General features: G+C 67.9%; 14 protein-coding genes. 6 read left to right on the forward strand and 8 right to left on the reverse strand.

The genetic code is table 11. From position 1 onward, the window contains the following. The first annotated feature begins 42 nt into the window (after positions 1-42). Positions 43-360, forward strand: a complete 318-nt coding sequence (locus ACLJOO_RS31160; protein WP_410791099.1) for a hypothetical protein — start codon at positions 43-45, stop codon at positions 358-360. Positions 361-581: 221 nt separating this feature from the next. Here the strand turns inward: ACLJOO_RS31160 and ACLJOO_RS31165 are convergent, their stop codons facing one another. After that, positions 582-1,058: a hypothetical protein gene (locus ACLJOO_RS31165; protein ID WP_410791100.1), complete on the reverse strand. Its 477-nt coding sequence runs from the start codon at positions 1,056-1,058 to the stop codon at positions 582-584. Between the two features lie 458 nt (positions 1,059-1,516). Between ACLJOO_RS31165 and ACLJOO_RS31170 the strand changes: the two genes are divergently transcribed. Together ACLJOO_RS31170 and ACLJOO_RS31175 are read left to right on the forward strand one after the other, a co-directional pair. Next, positions 1,517-2,854: a hypothetical protein gene (locus tag ACLJOO_RS31170; RefSeq protein ID WP_410791101.1), complete on the forward strand. Its 1,338-nt coding sequence runs from the start codon at positions 1,517-1,519 to the stop codon at positions 2,852-2,854. An 81-nt stretch (positions 2,855-2,935) separates the two neighbouring features. Further along, positions 2,936-4,075, forward strand: a complete 1,140-nt coding sequence (locus ACLJOO_RS31175) for an amidohydrolase family protein (RefSeq protein WP_410791103.1) — start codon at positions 2,936-2,938, stop codon at positions 4,073-4,075. Between the two features lie 14 nt (positions 4,076-4,089). On the opposite strand, the gene ACLJOO_RS31180 is transcribed toward ACLJOO_RS31175, so the two are convergent. The 5 genes from ACLJOO_RS31180 to ACLJOO_RS31200 all read right to left on the reverse strand — a co-directional run bounded on the left by ACLJOO_RS31180 (position 4,090) and on the right by ACLJOO_RS31200 (position 13,103). Continuing rightward, positions 4,090-6,666 (reverse strand): DUF4153 domain-containing protein, encoded by a 2,577-nt coding sequence (locus ACLJOO_RS31180; protein ID WP_410791105.1) that lies wholly within the window; start codon positions 6,664-6,666, stop codon positions 4,090-4,092. After that, positions 6,663-7,373: a response regulator transcription factor gene (locus ACLJOO_RS31185; RefSeq protein ID WP_410791106.1), complete on the reverse strand. Its 711-nt coding sequence runs from the start codon at positions 7,371-7,373 to the stop codon at positions 6,663-6,665. The genes ACLJOO_RS31180 and ACLJOO_RS31185 overlap by 4 nt, the downstream gene beginning before the upstream one ends. A gap of 207 nt (positions 7,374-7,580) precedes the next feature. Next, a complete protein-coding gene (locus tag ACLJOO_RS31190) occupies positions 7,581-11,216 on the reverse strand; it encodes a PQQ-binding-like beta-propeller repeat protein (RefSeq protein ID WP_410791108.1) in 3,636 nt (1,211 codons plus the stop codon). Further along, a complete protein-coding gene (locus ACLJOO_RS31195; RefSeq protein ID WP_410791110.1) occupies positions 11,213-12,292 on the reverse strand; it encodes a HupE/UreJ family protein in 1,080 nt (359 codons plus the stop codon). Before ACLJOO_RS31195 ends, ACLJOO_RS31190 begins: the two co-directional genes overlap by 4 nt. Before the next feature lie 112 nt (positions 12,293-12,404). Further along, positions 12,405-13,103 (reverse strand): hypothetical protein, encoded by a 699-nt coding sequence (locus ACLJOO_RS31200; protein WP_410791111.1) that lies wholly within the window; start codon positions 13,101-13,103, stop codon positions 12,405-12,407. Positions 13,104-13,626: 523 nt separating this feature from the next. On the opposite strand from ACLJOO_RS31200, the gene ACLJOO_RS31205 reads away from it, so the two are divergent. The 3 genes from ACLJOO_RS31205 to ACLJOO_RS31215 all read left to right on the forward strand — a co-directional run bounded on the left by ACLJOO_RS31205 (position 13,627) and on the right by ACLJOO_RS31215 (position 17,809). Beyond that, positions 13,627-14,859 (forward strand): amidohydrolase family protein, encoded by a 1,233-nt coding sequence (locus tag ACLJOO_RS31205; RefSeq protein ID WP_410791112.1) that lies wholly within the window; start codon positions 13,627-13,629, stop codon positions 14,857-14,859. A gap of 115 nt (positions 14,860-14,974) precedes the next feature. Further along, complete coding sequence (locus ACLJOO_RS31210) at positions 14,975-15,781, forward strand: uracil-DNA glycosylase family protein (RefSeq protein ID WP_410791113.1); 807 nt, start codon at positions 14,975-14,977, stop codon at positions 15,779-15,781. 102 nt (positions 15,782-15,883) lie between these two features. Further along, positions 15,884-17,809: a S41 family peptidase gene (locus tag ACLJOO_RS31215; RefSeq protein WP_410791114.1), complete on the forward strand. Its 1,926-nt coding sequence runs from the start codon at positions 15,884-15,886 to the stop codon at positions 17,807-17,809. A gap of 34 nt (positions 17,810-17,843) precedes the next feature. On the opposite strand, the gene ACLJOO_RS31220 is transcribed toward ACLJOO_RS31215, so the two are convergent. After that, complete coding sequence (locus tag ACLJOO_RS31220) at positions 17,844-18,902, reverse strand: LacI family DNA-binding transcriptional regulator (protein WP_410791115.1); 1,059 nt, start codon at positions 18,900-18,902, stop codon at positions 17,844-17,846. Next, entirely contained in the window at positions 18,902-20,023 is a 1,122-nt protein-coding gene (locus ACLJOO_RS31225; protein ID WP_410791116.1) for a glycoside hydrolase family 172 protein, read from the reverse strand. The genes ACLJOO_RS31220 and ACLJOO_RS31225 overlap by 1 nt, the downstream gene beginning before the upstream one ends. Between the last annotated feature and the right edge of the window lie 26 nt (positions 20,024-20,049).

Consider the following 20,049-nt stretch of genomic DNA (forward strand, 5'->3'; position numbering starts at 1 on the left):
ACAGGAAGTCCCGCCTGGATGCTCGAGAGGAGCGCAGCAGTCATGTCTGCACACAGCACGAAGAACGCAACCAAGACCGCATGCAAGACCATCCTCGTCCGGCTGGCGCTGAGCACCATCGCGACCGCGGCGCTACTGGGGGTGGCGGCCGTGCCAGCGAGCGCGATCAACCAGGACCCCGGCGGAGGCGCGGTGATGCTCCCGACGCCTGCGCCGTCTGCCACAGGGCCCTCCGGCGGAGTCGACGCAACGTCGGCGGCACTCGGGGCCCTCGGCGGGATCGCGCTCGGCGGGGCCGGACTCGCCGTCACCCTCGGCCTACAGCGGCGCCGCGACCACGCAGCCACCCGTCCAGCCTGACCAGCGCGAGCCTACAAGCGATCGCCGATGCAGACCGTGCCAGTGATCCCTGCGGCGCCATCTTGTCGTACACAGCAGAGTCGGTGTGAAGCGGACTTGTAGTGCGCTGGACCGCCGTCCGGGACCACCTCACAGGATCTGGCAACACGACTAGACGACCTCATCACCCATGCCCTGCTGCAGATCAGTCCACCATCGACAGGCCTTCCGTTCCCTTCGAGTCAAGGTCGAGGCGTGTGGTTAAGTGCGTGTCCCCCTCGGACACTCTTCTCCACACGCTCACCCATCGGGTCGACCTCCACGTCAACGCCTCGCTCGACGTGGTGGTACGCCAGCACCAATCTCAGCGAGGCGTACAGCTCTCCCAGATGCTGGGCCTCAGCTGCTCGCTTCTCCGAGGCGGCTGCGTTGTACCGCTCACGCAGCTCGTCCGGGTCCCAGGTCGAGTCGAGCGCCCGCCGAAGCCTCTCCATCGCGACCTCGGCCGCCGCCACGCGATCCCGCAACTGCTCGTTCCGCTTCAAATCCCGTTCGACCGAGTCTCCCCGGAGATGGATCTGCGGCGGGTGGGCGAGAGCTGTCGCCGAGCCAGGCACCAGAGTTCGAGAGTTGCAGCGGTAGTAGATCGTGTCCTCGCGCCGGGCGGCGCCCTCCATCTTGCGAAGGCGCAGACCGCACTTGATCCTGCTGCGGAACATGTAGATCCCCTTCCTCGACACCCGGCGCCGCTGCACAGCCGACCAGCGCGCCCGTCCGCCCGATCGCCCGATCGCCGCCTCAGCTTTTCGAGCTAGGTCGCGGTGAAGGTCTCAACGGACGCGATCGCCGGGTGCGCCGGCTACCGCGACCGAACAATCTTGGCCTGCGGAGACCGCCGGATCTTCACAACGTAGCCCCGGCAACATCATCCGGATCCAGCAGCTCTTCGACCTTCTGCCAGCGGCCGTAGATTGCGCAGCCATCGCAGCCCGAACCCTCCGCTGCACATGCTGTCGCTCGGACTTCGACAGGCCGCCAGTGATCGTCATGGCCATGTCGTGCACAGTGTTCTCAGGGTCGACCCGACCACCAAGACTCGGTATCCACAGCGACACGCGGGGCCGTCTCGTCGGGTCGTACGAGGTGAACCGGCGGGTGAGGTGAGACGGTTTCTTATATGGCCTCGCATCTCCTTCCCGTCCTCGGCGATGGCGAGCTCGTTGAGCTCGACGCCGACCTCGCCCGGGCCGCGGTCACCGCGCTCGCGGTGACCGCCGTCGATCCTGGTGGCGTGCCTCGCGCGAAGTTCGTGCCGCGCGAGAAGATCGCGGAGATGCACCGGTCCGGGCTGGGAGCGGCACCGAGCTGGCATGTCTTCTGCATCGACAACGGCATCGCGTTCACGCCTGAGCTGGGCGTGCTCGGTGACCAGCGGCTGCGTCCCGACCTGCGCGCGCTGCGCGTGCTCGGCGGCGGCCTGGCCTGGGCGCCGGCGGAGTTCCATGAACAGTCCGGCTCGCCCTCGCTGCTGTGCACACGCGGGCGGCTACGGGAAACGGTGGACGAGTTGGCGTCACTCGGCGTGACCGCTACCGTCGGCTGCGAGGTCGAGTTCGTACTCACCGCCGCCGACGGCGCGGCGCTGACCGAACGCCCGTGGAACTGCTACGGCCTGACGGCAGGGCTGGACCGGGAGGACTTCCTCCTGCGGCTGCTGGACGACTGCCGAATCGCCGGGCTCGACGTCGAGCAGTGCCATGCCGAGTACGGCGACGACCAGTACGAAATCTCCTTCTCCTCCGCCGATCCGGTCACCGCGGCCGACATGGTTGTTTTGGCACGCATCGTGATCGGCCGCGCGGCGCGGCGCGCAGGGCTTGCCGCGTCGTTCTCGCCGGTGCCGTTCGCGGGTGGTAGCGGCAACGGGGCCCACATCCATGTCTCACTCGATCGTGACGGTACGCCGATGCTGTCCGGCGGGCCCGGACCGCACGAGCTGACCGTGGAGGGCGAGTCGGCGATCGGCGGCATCGTCGCCGGGCTGCCCGGCGTGGTCGGCGTGCTCGCCGGGTCCGTGCTGTCAGGTCAGCGGCTGCTTCCTGGGCACTGGTCGGGCGCGTTTGCCTGCTGGGGACTGGAGAACCGCGAGGCCGCAGTGCGTCTGTGCGCGGTCGAGGCAGGCAGCCCCAACATCGAGGTCAAATGTGTCGACCCGTCCGCCAACCCCTACCTCGCGACCGCGGTCGTGCTCGGCTTGATCGTGGACGGATTGCGGCGCAGGACCCCGCTGCCGGCCGAGGCCACCACTCATCCAGCCGACGCGCAGCACGGGACACTGCCTACCGATCAGACCGCGGCGCTGGACGCGCTCCGGGATTCGGCCCAGGCCAAACACATCCTCGGCGCGGGCCTGCTGTCCGCGCTGCTTGCCGTACGGCGGCACGAGGTGACCGCCTTCGAAGGACAGGATCCGTCCGCAGTGGCCGACCGGTTGCGGTTCGCGTGGTCGGCATGAGCGATCAAGGAGCGATCCTGGACACCACGGAAGCCCAGCTGGCACGCGAGCGCGCGAGCGACGACGAGAGGCTGGCCGGTTATGCGGGCTGGTGAAAGCGTCGCCGAGCTGGCTGCCGAGTTGCCGCTGATCGACCACCACTGCCACGGCGTACAGACCGGCACCGCGACCGATGCGGAGGTGGAGCTGCTGGCCACCGAATCGGACTGGCCTGCCCCACCCGGCACGTCCGTGTTCGACAACCCGTTCGGGATCACGGTGCGTTCGGTGTGCGCGCCGTTGCTCGACCTGCCGCGGCATTGCACCGCGGAGGAATATCTTCGGCGCCGCGGCGAGCTGGGCGGCACGGAGGTCAGCGCGCGGCTACTGGCTTCGAGCGGAACCGAGCGGTACCTGCTCGACACCGGTTTCCGGGCTTCGACGATCATGACGCCGGACGAGATGGCGACGCTGACCGGCGCGGCTACCGAGGAGATCGTGCGCCTGGAATCGCTCGCCGAGTCGATCGCGCCGGGCTGTACTGCCGCCGGCTTCGCCGGCGCGTTCGACGACGCGCTGGAGGCGGCCGCCGCAAACGCCGTTGGCGTCAAGTCGATCATCGCCTACCGGTACGGTCTCGACTTCGACCCGGCCCCACCGGAACCTGCTCAGGTAACCGCTGCCGCGGACCGCTGGCTGACGGCAATCGAGGCAGGCTCACCGACGCGTCTCGCGGACCCGGTGCTGCTGCGGCATTTGTTGTGGCGGGCGGTGGAACTCCGTCAGCCGATCCAGTTGCACGTCGGCTACGGCGACCCGGACATCGTGCTGCACCGCTGCGATCCGTCCCACCTCACCGGGTTCGCGCACGCGACACGTACGACGGGCGCTCGGCTGATGCTGCTGCACTGCTACCCGTACATCCGTCAGGCCGGGATTCTCGCGCAGCTCTTCCCGCATGTTTGGCTGGACACCAGTTGCGCAGTCAGCCATACCGGGCCGTCCAGCCAGACGCTGGTGCGGGAGTCGCTGGAGATCGCGCCGATGCACAAGGTGCTCTACGCCTCGGACGCGTTCGGCCTGCCCGAGCTGTACGCGTGCGGATCGTGGCTCTGGCGCCGGGCCGTCGGCCGGGTGCTCGACGAGTGGCTGGCCGACGATCTGATCGGCGCGACCGACGCGCGTCGCTACCTCGAAATGCTGGGTCGCGGCAACGCCGTACGAGCTTACGGTCTGGAGTAGACCGGACCGACCTGTTAGCCCGCAGGCTCGCTTCTGCAGGTGACTGGAGTGGCGTTGGTGTGGGCGCGGATGAGGGGGTTGGCGCGGTGGCGGCCCAGGTTCCACTCGAGCCAATCGTTCTTGCTGGGCTCACGAGCGGTCAGTGCGCAGTAGACGACGTCGTCCGGCAGAGTGGTGAGTACTGGTACGGCGTCGTCGGACAGCCCTTGCAGGTAGTACCAATCGACTCTGCCGGTCGCGGCGTAGCGGTCGACGTTGTGCTGGGCGATCCATGCGTCTGGGTTGATGGCCGCGATCCCGAGGAGGAGGCCGGCCCCGCTGAGCAGCGCGGCCCGCGGCAGCCAGGCAGCCTTCATGGTCACGCCGGCCACCAGCACGCCGATCACGAGCAGACCCAGCCAACCCTCGAACACGTCGACGAGCAGCCGGAGCTGGGTGAAGCCGTACGCCTCCTGGTAGACGTGCATCCGGTAGAGCGCGGACGCGACCACCACCAAGGTCAGCAAGCAGAGCAGGCCGAGCGACCCGCGCAGCCAGGCCACGTCAGCAGGCGTGGCACGCGGTGCCTTGCGAGCGGCGGCCCACACCACGAGCAGAGTGAGCGCAGTGGCCACCGTGAGCTGGCCGAAGCCCTGGTGGACGTACTCCGCGTAGGTCAGCCCAGTGATGCGCTCCAGGTACTCGTGCCCACCGAAGTTCGCAGTCGCCTGCGCTGCCAGGAAGACCAGGAACACCGCATCCACAAGCAGCACCGGCACCAGCCACTCGTACCGGCGTGCGACCGGCCGCACCGGAGCGCCCGCAGGTTCGACGCTGGGCGGATTCAGACCCAGGTACGTCGCTGCCAGCACGACGCCACCTACTGCCACGGTGATGAACGCACGCAGTACGAACGTGTCGAGATTCAGATCAGGTACGACGACGCCCACCCACTCAGCGAAGACCGCATCGGCCGAGGCGAACAGCAGTCCGAAGACCAGGACCCCCAGCAACGACCACACCGCAGTCCGCAGCGCCGCAGCGCTCGTCCGTAGACCTCTCACGGCCTGCGCAGAGCGACCCAGCCACGGCAGTCCCCGGAGCGCAGCGAGCGGCCAGGCCAAGCCGGCCAGCACGAAGCTGGGTAGAGAGCGGCCGTTCACCAGTCCGGCCATGCAGACCGCGCCGCCCGCCAGCAGGCACAGGACCACGATCCATTCCGCGTCCCGCAGTACGGCTGTCAGGGCCAAGAGCACGCAGAGAGCGGCACAGGCTTGCGTGAAGCGGGACCGGCGGTTGACGCTGAAGCCGAGGATCACTCCCCCGGCTGCCAGCAGTACGACGAGCGTGCCGACGCCGAGGTCGCGGAAGGGCAGGACGATGCCGGCCAGCAGGCCGACTGCCAAGCAGGCCAGGACCGCACGGACGTTGCCGGGCAGGCCGGTCTCCGGCCAGAACCTGCCGAACAGCGTATCCATCCCTGGCTCCGACACTCGCGCTGGCGCTGCAGCGGGTATGGGTGTCTCGACCGGCTTAGGCATGGCGGGCTCCCTCTTGATGACCTGTGTATGTTGCCGTTGTTCGTGCTTGGCGACCTGAATGTCTTGACGTGGTTCATGCGGTACGTCGACGCGGACACGGGCACCCGTGCTGCCCGGCGCGGGGTCGACGAAGTGGATAGTGCCGCCGTGGAGATCGGTCACCCAGCGGGCGATCGCGAGACCCAGACCTGTGCCACCGCCACCGCCCGCTTCCGTCAGCGTCCCGAACCGCTCGAAGACTCGGTCCCGGTCGACGGCAGGGACACCTGGCCCGTCATCCGCGACTTCCAAGCGCCACCCGGTGGCCGTGGCCTCGGCGGTGATCCGGACGACGCCACCGGCAGGACTGTGCCTCGACCCGTTGTCGAGCAGGTTGGAAATCAGCTGGTGTAGCCGTGCTGGGTCTGCCGGGACACTGAGGTCCTGCGGCGTTACGCATACGTCGTACCGCACCTCACGACCAGTCACTCGAGCCTCGGCGACTGCCTGCTCCAGCAACTCCGCGACCGCGACCTGTGTGGTGGACAGTGGAGCCGCACCGGCGTCCACGCGGGCCAGATCCAACAGATCCGAGGCGAGTGCCGAGAGCCGCTCTGCCTGGTCGAGCGCTGTCCGCAATGCGACGGGGTCCGGCTCGGCGACTCCGTCGACCAAGTTCTCGAGTACGGCACACAGTGCAGCGAGCGGCGTACGCAACTCGTGGCTCACGTTGGCGACCAGCTCACGGCGTTGGCGGTCGACGGCCTCCAAGTCCTCAGCCATCCGGTTGAAGGCCCGCGCCAGCTCTCCCACCTCGTCGCTCGAGGTCGCGGTGACTCGGCCCGAGTAGTCGCCGCGCGCCATCTGCCGGGCTGCAGCGGTCATCTCGCGGAGGGGCGAGGTCATGCCGACTGCCAGCAGCTGGGTGACGCCGAGGGCCAGGGCCACCGTGACCGGGATGCTCAGCCAGGCAGGTACGTCGCCGACGGCCCCCACCGCGGCGACGATCGAAGCCACCGTCACACTGATCGCTACCAGCAGACCGAGCTTGACCTTGACCGACGTGACCTGATCCATCAGCGGGCCGCTCACGTCGTGCTCCCGGGCTCGAGGGCATAGCCGACGCCGTGGACCGTTCGCACGCGGTCGGCGCCGATCTTGGCTCGCAACGCCTTCACATGGCTGTCGACCGTGCGAGTCCCGGACGCACCCGGCCAGCCCCAGACTTCGGCGTACAGGTTCTCCCGGGTCAAGACGTCACCCGGCTTCGCCGCCAGACAGAGCAGCAGATCGAACTCGGTCGGCGTCAGATGGACCTCGGCCCCGGCGGCCCAGACCCGGCGCGCGGCCGAGTCGATCCGCAGGGTGCCCACCTCGGCAGCCGGCCGGACAGCCAACTCGGCAGCCAACTCGGCAGCCCGCTCGACCCGCCGCAGCAGAGCCGCCACCCGCGCCACCAGTTCCCGCATCCGGAACGGCTTCGTGAGGTAGTCGTCCGCCCCCAGCCCGAGCCCGGCCAGGATGTCCGCCTCGTCGTCGCGCGCGGTCAGCATCAGTACCGGCACCGGCCGCTCAGCCTGGATCCGCCGGCACACCTCGTGACCGTCGAACCCAGGAAGCATCACGTCCAGCAGCACCAGGTCCGGCGCGCTCGCCGCGAACTGCTCGACCGCTCCGGGCCCGTCCCACGCCTGCACAACGTCGTACCCGGACCCACGCAGCCGGTCAGTCACCGCCTGGTTGATCACCGGCTCATCCTCGACCACCAGAATCCGGCGGCCCACTCCGTCAACTACCACGCTCCGACCATAGGAGCCGACCTGGTCAGACAGGCACGACGACTCGTGAAGGTTCTGTGCAGGTTGCGCGACCGGCCGCGCTTCCGCCACGGGTAGACGATCCCAGGTCCAGCCGTTCCGGCGCCGTGAAGGGTTAGCCACCAGGCCACGGCAAAGAGCTGGCACACCCGGCGGCTGGTGCGCGCCGGGTGTGCCGTCGGGTTCGGGTCAGAAAGCGAACGGGTTCAGTACGGCGAACTTGTCGGCCGCTCCTCCGTTCGAGACTGCGACGATCCGGCGGGTGATGGTGTGGGAGCCATCGGCCGGGAGGTCGAGCTTGAACTTCGACATGGTCCAGATCGACTGCGAGTACCCGGTAAAGGGACCGCTCGCCGTGTCGTAGACGAGGCCGTAGGTCTGGTTGTCGGCACCCGTTCCGGACTGGCCGATCCAGCGTTTGGCGTCCGGAGTCTGGGCGAACGGGCCGCCACTGGTCACGGGAGCGTTGCCCGAGACGGCCGAGCGAGAGCCCGCGCCGTCGTGGTCGAGCGCGTCGCCGGCCCACACCGTCAGGGGCGCACCGGTCGCGTTGGTGATGGTCGTGGCCGCGGTGACGAACTGCTCGTCGGCGGTCGCGGTGTACGTCGTGACCACCTTGAGGTTCGGGTTCTCCGCCGAGGTTCCAGTGGCCTGGACGACCGCCTTCTCGCCGGTGTTCTCGACGATCCGTACGTCGGTCGAGCGCACCTGCAACTGTTGCCAGGCGCTGCCTCCGGTCGGCTCGCTGGTACTGACGTACGGCAGGTTGATCCAGTCCAGCTGGTCCGGTTGTCCGGTGATCGCCAGGTCGACGACCTTGCCGGGTGTGGACGGTGTCAGCTGCGGGTCCTGGAACACCTTCGCGATCGCCATCGCAAGGTGCTTGTTCTCGATCACGATGTCACCGACACCGCCCTCGACCAGCCCGCTCGGCAGCCGCTTGCCGATACTCGCGTCGACGTTCACCGGCGACACGTCCAGGTCCGCCTGGTACGTGCCGCTGTCCGCGGCTTCGACGTCGCGAGCAGCGGTCGCGTACCCGAGCTGGGCAACCTGCACGGTGTACGTGCCCGCGCCCTTCGAGAGCCCGACCTGGTAGTTGCCGGCAGCATCGGTCGTCGTGCGGCCGACCGCAGTACCGTCCTGGACGACCAGCACGGTGCCATTGGCAACCGCCGCGCCGGTGGTCTTGTTGGTGACCTTGCCGGACACCAGCGGCCAGGGCTTGGCGACCGGGCCACCCGGGGTGAACGCGTACAGGTTGCCGTCGAACGCACCCGTGACCACGGTGTTGCCGCTGACCGCCGGACCCGCCGACACCCAGGTACCGATGTCCTGCGACCACAGCGGCTGGCCGGTCCGCGCATCCAGCGCAGAGAAGCCGCCACTGTTCGCGCCGACGAACAGCGTTGTCCCGGACAGCGCCGGTGAGGTGAAGGAACCACCCCGGTACTGCGAACCCGGCAGCAGCTGGTCCCAGATCACCGCACCCGTCGTCGCGTTCAGCGCTGTGACAGCGCCGCTCGGGAAGGACATGTAGACCGTGTTGCCCTTGATCGCCGCCGCGGACGGGGTCGCGCCGCTGCTCACCAGCGACGGGTGCGAACTGGTGTACGACCACAACACAGCACCGGTCGCACCGTCCCGGGCGACGATGCCGTTGTTCGAGCCGATGTAGACCTTGCCGTCGGCCGCGGACGGGACGCCGTCCTGCCAGCCTCCGAGCGTGTCGGTGCCCTGCCAGAGCTTTGCACCGGTCTTCAGGTCGTAGGCGATCACGACACTGCCGTCCTGGTTGCCGACGTACACGCGGCCGTCCGCGACCGCCGGCGTACCGTCGCTCATCGTGTTGCCGGCCATCGGCGACGCCCACACCCGCTGACCGGTCTTCGCGTCCAGAGCCAGCAGCAGACCGGTGGCCGCTTCACCGAAGCGGGTCTGGTACGGGAACAGGACCTTGCCGTCGGCAACAGTCACGCCGTAGTAGCCGTACGTGCGCTGGTTGTTGCCTTCCGGTGCAGGCTCCGGATCGTTCCTCCACTTCAGCTTGCCGGTCTTGGCGTCCACCGCGAACAGCGAGCCGCGCAACGTCGGGACGTAGACCAGGCCGTCCGAGACAGCGACGCTGCCATGGACCGACGACGGCACGCTGTAGCTCCACAGCTTCTTACCGGTCGCCAGCGAGACGGCGTGTACGGCGCTGTTGCCGTCGCCGTTCTCGTCCCGGGTACCGGCGTACACGACACCGTTGACGATCACCGGCGAACCGGTGACGAAGGTGCCCTTGGTGCGGTACGACCAGGCCAGGCGCTGCCCCGCCGCGATCGCGTCGCCGGCGACACCACTGTGCATGGCGTCGCCGTGGTGCTGCGACCAGTCCGCACCGGCGACCGGCTGGATCGCCTTCTCGCCGGTGAAGGTGAAGTCCGACGTCCGCGTCCAGGCCGCGCCGTTCTTGTCGGCGGCTTCCACGACGATCCGGTGCTTACCGGTACGGACTCCCCGCGGAAGGTCGGCGTACCAGGTGAACTCGCCGGTCGGCTGCAGCGGGCGCCAGCCGGTGTTGTCGAGCTTGTAGCGAACCCGGACCGGCTGATCGGTGGTGTCGTACGCGTTCACCTGGATGCCGGGGAACCGGTCGAGCGGGATCGTGCTGCCCGGCGCCGGCGAGACGACGGTCAGGTCCTTCTCCGCGCCGTAGATCCGGAACGGGTTGTCGAAGGTCTTGTTGTTCATGTGCACGAACCGGAACCCGCGCGGCGCGTTGTCGATCGTGTACGAGCTCGACACCGTCTGGATGTGCTTCGCGGTACCGGCGAAGTCGCTCTTCGGTTCCACGTCGTTCGAGTGCTCGTGGCCGACCAGGATCAGCTCGGCGCCGTACTGCTCGAGCACCTTGCCGTACTCGTCGTACACCGACGGCGAACCGAAGGGCACGTTCATCGGCTGATGCGTCAGTACGACGAGGTGCTTGCCAGGCTTCAGGTTCCTCGCGAGGTCGGCCTTCACCCACTCCAGCTGCTCGGCGAACGGCGCGGCGCCGTTGTTCTCCAGCACCAGGAAGTGCCGGTCGCTGTAGTCGAACGAGTACCACTCCGGCCCGACGTGCTTGCGGTAGTTGTTGATCCGGATCGCGTACGTCGCACCCGCCGCGTACTCGTGGTTGCCGACGGCCGGCCACACGGGAACCTTCGAGTTCGCGGTCCCGCGCTTGTAGGTCTCGAACTCCGCGTCGGTCGCGTTGTTCGTCAGGTCACCGCTGACCTGGATGAAGGCGAGATCCTGCTTGGTCGAGTTGATCTCGGTGATCTGCTCCGGCAACTGGGCGTTCACGTGCGGGTCGGCGACATTGCCGAAGGTGAACCCGCCGCCCGCCGACTTCTTGTCCTTGCGGAGGCCGAAGTTGGCCTCCCTGGTGTCGCCGTCGGCGAGCTGCCCGAGGTTGCGGAAGAACGCGGGCGTCATGTTGTCGTCGGTGCCGACGTCGTACCCGGCCGGCTGGGTGACGAAGACCAGATCGACGTCGCGGCGCTCGACGTCCGTGGTGAAGGTGTAGCGGCCTTGCGCGTCGGTGGTGACGATCTGCTGACCGTCGGACACGGCGACGCCGGCGAGGCCGGCCTCACCGGGGTCGATCCGGTCGTCGGCGTCCCGGTCCTCGAAGACCGTGCCGGTGATGGTGGCGCTCGGCCCGTCAACGGCGTCCGCGACGACGCCGGTGAGCGGTACGGCGATCACGAGCACGGCCAGGCCGCCGGTCACGCCGTACAGGAGCTTGTGCCACTTGGTTGTCTGATCGCGAGACGAGCGGGTCAGGCGAATCATGCGAGGAGGAACCTTTCTACGAACCAGTACAGGCCGAAGACGGCGACGACCCCGGTCGCCGAGCGGACTACCGGAACCGCGACGCGGGTCCGGCGGATCAGCAGGACCAGTGGGAACACGGCCAGGAGCAGAAGCGCCTGGCCGACCTCGATGCCGACGTTGAAGCTCAGCAAGGATGCGAGGAGTTCCGGACTGACCTGATCGGTGATCCGCAGCGACCCGGCGAAGCCCAGGCCGTGCAGAAGGCCGAAACCGAACACCACCGGGAGCCGGTGGCGGGTAGAGCCGAGCAGATTCTCCACCGCGACGAAAGCGATCGACAGCGCGATCAGCGGCTCGACGATCACCGCCGGCACCGACAGGCCGCCCAGCAGGGTGGAGACGAGAGTGACGCTGTGCGCCACGGTGAACATCGAGATGACCTGCACCAGGCTGCGCAGGTTCGCGGCACCGAGGATCAGCGCGACCACGAACAGAACATGATCGAGGCCGAGCAGGATGTGCTCGACCCCCATCTTCCCGAACTGCAGGCTGGAACTGGCCAAGGTGCTGTCGCCGACAGTGAAGTCCTCGTGCGACCGGTCGAACACGGTCCGGCCGGATCCATCCCGGAAGCTGTACTCAACCAGGTTGGTGTGGTCGTCGGCGACGGCTTCCTCGGTCGCGAACACGTTGTACCTCAGCCTGAAGGCGCCGGTCGAGCCGGGGCATTCGAAGACCAGGCCCAGGTCGGCGTACGCCTTGGTCGCCCGTTCGCCGACCGCGGTCGTCTCGAGCGCGAGCTCACACGCCACACCGTCGACCGAGACGATCACGCGGTCATGCAGATAGTCGGCGATCTGGTCCTTCGCGGCGTCCAGGGCCTGCGACCGTTGCCGGTCGTCGGTCGTCGGCCCGCCCAGGGCGACGGCGCGCGACAGTACGTCGTACTCGAGGCTGAGCAACCAGGTCACCTGATTGCCCTGTTGACTAACGCTCGAGTAACCGGTCGACGCAATGACGTGCGCCGAAGCAGACGAGGCACCGGTCAGGAACAACAAGACCGTAAACCCGGTGAGCACCAGCAGACGCCGCATGAGATCTCATCCCACGCGACTCCGGCAACGCCTCAATGACCCCTCAGCAAACAACCCACCAACGCTGGCCCTCGCCAGCTCGGCTCACAACTCGGCTGAGCACTTCGAGTGCCTACCCTGGAACGATCCCGCTCCGCCCCTGCCAGGAGCCGTGCTCCGACAGCGGCCGGAACCGGAGGGTCGCGAACTCGTGGTGGAAGTCCCTGCGCCGGCGTTCGGCCATTGCGGCGATGTGACGGTCGGGATCCGGGACAGTGCTGTGGCCGTGCACCATCTCCTCCATCTGCCGCACGGATCGCCAGACCGAGAACGTAGAGATCGTCCGGGGCGGGCGCATCGCGGCCAGCGCCAGCGTGGTCCCCGGATGGTCGCGAACCAACCGTTCCACGGGCTTGCCCCACTTGAGGAACCGCGGCACCTCCAGGAGGCGCATCCGGGCCAGCGTGACCGCCACGACGGGTTCGGCAGGATCCCACTCGCCCGATCTCGCCGGAAGATCGGGCAGCGCCGCAAGCCGCGACCAGCGGCGCAGGAACTGCATGCGCACGTGCCAGCCTGTCGCCAACTGCCTGCCCAGGGGGTCGTCCGCCAGGAAGGTCTCGACCGCAGCCTCGTCCTCCCACCGCGCGAACATCGCCATCCGACGCAGCTGCATCCGGGACGGCGAGACGGTCGGGGCACCGAGGCGCATCAGCGCCAGGCACTCGGCGTACCGCAACCCGGGCGTGGAAGGCACAGCCGGCGCCTTCCACAGTGCACCCGCCGTCGTCGTCGGACGGAGTTCCGCGAGGTGAAACGTAAAGATCGTCATCGTTGGGCAACTGTCCCACGACCCAGGCCAACAACTTGTTCCCGTCGCAGTGCCTGCACACCGGTGGCGCCCATCCGCGAGTCTTCGCGCCGAAGCCACGCTGCCAGCGGAGGACCCCGACGGCAACCTGCTCATCCTCGGCCAACGCTCAACCACCTGACCAGCCGGACTGCTGGGTTCGAGCTCTGGCGTCTCCCACAACAGAACCTCAAACCGATCGGACTCCGACGGCAATCGCTGCGTGAGTCGTATCGGAGGGTTGCTGGCGGGCCGTCCTGGGGGGATGCTGGGAGGCATCTTCCCGGGGGGGTGGAGGCGGGTGGCGGGTAGAGATGCATTTGATGAGGCGTATGAGCTAGGTGTGTCACGTGCTGTTCGGCGGCCGGCCCGGTCAAGAGGGCGGCTGCGGCGGCGAGATGTCCCGTTGGATGCCGGCGCTGCTATTACGGGTGCTGAGGCTACGACACCGACGGCTTTTGGTGGGTCGGTCCTGAAGAGCGATGGATCGCTTGCTCGTGGCTGGGTGGTGGTGGAGGGCGGGCAGATCGTGTCGGTGCGCTCGACCAAGCCGCGCGATGTCCAGCACGCGATCAGCACCGGCGGCGTGATCGTGCCGGGCCTGATCGATCTGCACGGGCATCCGGAGTACAACGTGTTCGCGGCGTGGGAGCCACCGGACACCTACATCAATCGCGGTCAGTGGCGTGACAGCCCCGAGTACGGCCGGCTCGTCAAGGAGCCCTGGCGTACGTTGACCAGTGGTGGAAAGTCGGTGTCGGTCAAGACGGCGATGACGCGCTACGCAGAGGTCCGTGCAGCGGTCGGCGGTGTCACGGCCATCCAGGGCGCTTCCCAGGACTACCCGAACAAGGCCGAGGCGCTGGTGCGAAACGTCGACCTGCTGATCTTCGGCACCCAGGTCGCTCGCAGCACGGTGGATTTCGACCGCCTGGACGACGACGCCATCGAAAGCATCCGCAAGGGCATCTTCGACACCCAGACGGTCAAGGCGCATTACGTCCATCTCGCCGAAGGACAGAAGACCAATCAGACCTCGGTGAACGAGTTCGTCCGATTCACCAACTCACCCTTGTTCGGCTCCGCGACGGTCATGATCCACGGGACTGCCTTGGCCCGTGTGCATTTCGACCAACTCGCCGCGGCGGGCGGGAAGCTGGTGTGGTCCCCGCAGTCCAACTTGCGTCTGTACAACGAGACGACTGACATCGGCGCAGCCCTGGCGGCCGGTGTGCCAATCGCGTTGGGCGCGGACTGGATGCCCTCCGGCAGCCCGAGCCTGCTGCACGAGCTCAAGGTGGCCCGCCAGGTCCTCGAGCAAACTCCTGGCATCACGGTGAATGCACCAGATCTCGTCCGGATGGTCACCAGTGGCGCCGCCGAGATCGCCGGCCTCGCGGACAAGATCGGAACCCTCGCGCCCGGCCGCGCGGCGGACCTGGCGATCCTGCAGAAGCACCTCGACGACCCCTACGACAACGTGGTCTCGGCATACCCGTCCTGGATCGACATGGTGATGGTCGGCGGGGACATCATCTACGGTCGCCCCGACTGGGTCGCCGAACTCTCCACCCCGGCCGACTACGAACCGGTCACCGCCTGGGGACGCCCCATGCTGATCGACACCCGATTCGGCTCCCCCGTCGATGCCGGCGTCGACGGACCTCCACGACGACTCGCGGAGATGCGCGCCAAACTCATCGCGCGCTACCCCGCCGTCGGCCCGATCTTCGCCTAACGACTCGAGGCCGCCCGCCCGCGGCCCCGCTGTCTCGATCGGTTTCACCGATCGATAGCTGATCACCGCAGACCAAGCTGGATCTTCCCGCCACACAGAGGAAACGGGGCAGGCAATGATCGACTTCGACCCTGGCGCTTCACCGAGCATCGAGTTCGACAAAGGGCCACCCATCGCGATCGCACGGCACTTCGCAGCGCTACCACCGATCGCCCCCGAACATCGCAACCTGTTCTGGTACGACTGGGGTCCGGTGTTCTACCGCGGTCGACTCGACGGGAGCGCCAAGGTCCTCTGTATCGCCTCCGACCCAGGACCCACCGAACGTCTCGTCGGCCGCACCCTCGTCGGCGACGCCGGCCAGCGGGTTCAGGGGTTCCTCACCAAGCTAGGGCTGACCAGCAGCTACGCCTTGGTCAACGCGTTCCCCTTCGCAGTTCACCCCAGCAAGAGCAGCAAAGCCCGCCCGCTGTTGTCCGACCCCGCCCAACGGGCGTGGCGCAACCGCTTCTACGACCTCGTCACCGGTTCCCGGCTGGAGGCCGTCATCGCGTTCGGCGGCAACGCGCAAGCCGCCTTCGATCTCTGGGACGCCGCACCCGACGTCCCGACCTTCCGGATTCCGCACCCCTCCGCGCACGAGGGCGCCGTCCTCGCCGCCAAGTGGGCCGCTGCGATCCCGGCCGCCCGCGCGGCCGTCACCCCAGACCCCGGCGGCGACCAAACCGGCCCCAACTACGGAGCCGCCATCGCCGAAGCCGACTACACCCGCATCCCGCACGCAGACCTCCCTTACGGCCAACCGATCTGGATCGGCGACGACCGCTGGGGGCGCACCGACTCACCCCGCCACAACAACACCATCGAACGCTCCGCCGCCGACCTCGACCACCTCATGACTTGGCAAGCCCCCGCGCCATAGGACATCCCGATCCCACCGCGGGCGCGGCGACGCTACCGATGTCCGGGGTGAGCATCCAGCGGATCCTCAGAGGGAGGAACTGCCTTTCGCAAGGAGTCACTCATGTCCCAACCCGACACCGTCGCCCTCACCGCAGGCCACAACCTTGGCACCGTCCGCACCATGCCGCAGTTCCGCAGCCATATTGCGCAGGGTCCGCTGACCGATGCCCAGCGCCGCGTCGTCCTGGATCAGGCCGAGATCCTGATCGGAGAGGTCTACGCCCACCTGCCCCTCAAGCGGGCAATGCACGCCATAGACCCACTGCAAGCCCTCCGCCTCCTGCGGCACCGACTGGCCGACCTCACCGAGACCGAGTTCCACGTACAGCTGCAGCGGATCTTCCTCGGCCTGCACGACCTCCACACCAACTACATCCTGCCCTCCCGGTACGCCGGGTTCGCGTTCCTCGGCATCTTCCTCGAACGCTGCGTCGACAACGGCCGCATTGCGTACCTTGTGACGAAGACGTTCGACCACATCACCGGCGACCCGCAACTCAAGGCGGGAGTCGAGGTAACGCATTGGAACGGCACCCCGATCCAGCTCGCCGTCGAGGCCAACGCCGCACGCGAGGCCGGCAGCAACAAGGCGGCCCAGCTCGCGCAGGGTCTCCAGAACATGACCCTCCGGTCGATCAACATGTCGCTGCCACCGGACGAGGACTGGGTCGACGTCACCTACAAGGTCAACGGTGCGACCCACGAGACCCGAACGCCGTGGCGGGTCTTCGAGTCCGTCGCCGAGGTGACCACCCCCGGGACCCTGCCGTCACTGCCCAGCGGAGTAGTGGTCGCTGCGCACCACCTGGTCGGCATGGACCTCCGCACGGAACTCACCCGGCGGGTGAAGCGCCAACTGTTCGCGCCGGCCTCCCTGAAGGACGCTCCTGTCCCCAGCAACGCGAAGGCGCGCGCCCACAGACCCCGCGCTACCGCAGCACTCGCGGCCGGACCGGTCCCGACCAGCCGTCCCGACGAACTGAAGGCCCGGATCGTCGACACGCCGAGCGGCACCTTCGGGCACCTTCGGGTCTTCACCTTCCACATGCAGGACCAAGACATCGACGCCTTCATCAACGAGTTCGCCCGCCTGCTCTCTGTGCTTCCTGCCGAGGGCCTGGTGCTCGACGTCCGCGGCAACGGCGGCGGCTACGTGATCGCCGCGGAGTACCTGTTGCAGTTCCTCAGCCCTCGCCGAATCACGCCGGAGCCGTTCCAGTTCGTCAGCACCCCTAGCACCACCGGACTCGCCAGGACGGTCGCCGACTATCAAGAATGGAAGGCCTCGCTGGAGGAAGCGGTGACCACCGGCTCGGCGTACTCAACGCCTTTCCCGCTCTACCCGATTGATGCGGTCAACGACGCAGGACAGCTCTACCAAGGCCCGGTGGTGCTGGTGACCGACGCGCAGTGCTACAGCGCCTGCGACATCTTCGCCGGCGGCTTCCAGGACCACCAGATCGGGCCGGTGCTCGGCGTCGAGGCCAACACCGGCGCCGGTGGCGCGAACGTCGTCACGCACGAAGAACTGCGCACTGAATGGACTGACGGCAAACTCAAGCAACTGCCCAAGGGAGTGGAGATGCGCGTCGCACTGCGCCGCTGCCTGCGGGTCGGCACGCGGATGGGGCAGCCGGTGGAGGACCTGGGAGTGCTGCCCGACGCAATCCACGACCTCACCAAGCGCGATCTCCTCGAGGAGAATGCCGACCTGATGGCGGCCGCCGGCGTCCTGCTCGCCCAACGACAACCGCGGCTGCTGCGCTTCACTTCCACCTCAGCCGGCACCAAGAAGCGCAAGCTCACCGTCACAACGGAATCGGTTGCCAGCATCGACGTGTACGTCAACGGCCGCCCGGTCGCGACCACGCCCACCGACGACGGCTCCACCCAGATCACCGTCCCCGCCGCCGCTCGCGACCTCATCCGAATCGAAGGCTACGACGCCGCCGGCACCCTGGTCGCCGCCAGCCAGCAGAAACTGTGACCATCCCCGCCAAGTCACCATCGGTCGACCGCTGTCAACGGTTGTTCTGGGCAACGGACTGGCGGACGACGACCGGGCAGGGCAGCAAGGTCGGGTGTGTCGAGCGGTACCACGAGGTGCTGCTGCTCTGGATGAGCCGGGTCAAGGTGGCCACCGCCCAGGCGCCCATCTCGTAATGCGGCAGGGCGACGGTGGTGAGCGCCGGGTAGACACTGGCCGCGATGGGCGCCTGGTCGTCGAAGCCGACGATCGACACGTCATCGGGAACTCGCAGGCCGAGCTCCTGGGCCGCGCGGTAAGCGCCCATCGCCATCCGGTCGTTGTAGCAGAAGATCGCCGTCGGCCGATCGTCCCGATCGAGCAGCTCGAGGGTGGTCGTGTATCCCCCGCCGGCCTCTGAGACACCTGAGGTGATCAGTCGGTCGTCACGCGGGATACCGGCCTGCTCGAGACCGCGGAGGTACCCGACCAGGCGGCCCTGGGTGGCCGGAACCTCGATGCTCGAGTCCGCGAACGCGATGCGCCGATGCCCCGCGTCGGCCAGCAGAGCAACGAGATCGGCCGCCCCACTGGCCTCGTCCGGGAGCACGGCGGGTACGACGCCTTGGCGGTCCAGGGCTCCTATCAACACCGCCGGTACCGCGCGCAACTCGCGCGGCACCGACACCTCGTGGTGGAAGACCGTGGCGTAGATGATGCCGTCCACCTGACGCTCGATCAGCGCCCGGGCGTCGGCGCGGCGGGCGTCCGCGCCGGCGTCGAGATGCGAGTTGATGATCGCGAGCGTGAGGTTGTGCCGACTCGCTTCCTCCTGTGCGCCGAGGATGATCCGGCCGGCGTGCGGGGTGGTCGCGATCTCCTCGGTGAGCAGCCCGATCATGTCCGACGCGCGGGTCCGCAGGCCGCGGGCGAGCCGGTTCGGGGTGTACCCCAGGTCCCGGGCGACCGATCGCACCCGGTCCCGGGTCGCCTCGCTCGTTCGCGTGTGCGGAGTCTCGTTGAGCACATGCGAAACCGTCGTGACGGACACCCCCGCAGCGCGCGCGACGTCCCGGATCCCCACCTTCGGCACAACCACATCCTCGTCAGGCATTATTCGTCCCAGAGGCCGTGCTCCGGCCATCGTCGCGGTAGCCGCTCCTCGACCGGTGGCAGCTCGGCATGCGGCGCGTGATCCCCCAACTGGTACCAGTAGGCGACGCTCGAGTAGTCGTTCCCCTGATCGTTGGCGTGTCCGTGCTCGATCGACACCCGCAGGCTCTTCTCGAACCGGACCGGGTCCTCGATGTGCCAGCGGAACATGCTCCACAGCCCGAAGTGCTCCTGCGGGCTCGCACCGAGCGTGATGCCGTGGTACGGACCGGCGTACTCCCCACTCGGGAATCCCCAGGCGGCGCCGAAGTAGTCCTCCGTACCGGTCCCGTGCAAGGAGGGCGGCCAGACCTCCCCGTCGATGAAGAACATGTCGTCGCCCTCCCCCGGCCAGGTGAACACCTGGTTGGAGGCGTCGAAGTTGTCGATACTGAGCACGCAGCCAACGTAGTGCCCCTTGCCGGTCGCATCGAGGATCACGTAGTTGTCGTCCCCGGTCAGGTTCGTCCCCGGCAGGTCCCACGGCGCCGGGTTCTCGAGATCGGTGGTGTGGCGTACGGCGGTCGTCGGCTTCTCCTGGCGGTAGTACGCATGGAACCGCGCGACGTCGTCCGGGATCGGCTGCTCGCTGAGCTCGTAGTCGACGTAGTAGAAGAGGTTCTCGATCGGCTGATCGCTCTCGTTGCGGATCTGGATCTTCGCGTGACTGCCGAACGGCATCGGGAAGTAGCTGTTCATCGCGGCCGCGAACGGCCCCTTCGGACCCCGCCGCGGACCGAACACGGCGTTCAGCGGAAGAGAGATGTAGTGCTTCGCGACCGCGTGCCCGACACCGAAGAAGTCGCCGAGCGGCGCCCGTACGCTCGGGTTCTCCTCACCGTCCCAGAACATCTCGATGACGAGCTTGCGCAGGTACTTCTCCGAGTAGCACCGCGTGGTCAGCCAGATGTGCTCGATGCGCCCGGCCCCGCTGATGTCGGCGATCACGAAGGTCTCGCCCGCGGGCACCACCGCGAAGTCCCGGTTGCCGCCACTGCGGTCCCAGCTGGACTCGCGGCGCGACCGGCCGGACTTCACGTGGGCCAGGCCGCCGAGCGGGCTGTTGGGTTGCCAGAATTCCATATGTCTTCTCCGATGACTTGGTGGTG

This window comes from Kribbella sp. C-35, assembly GCF_046549195.1.
GTDB lineage: Bacteria > Actinomycetota > Actinomycetes > Propionibacteriales > Kribbellaceae > Kribbella.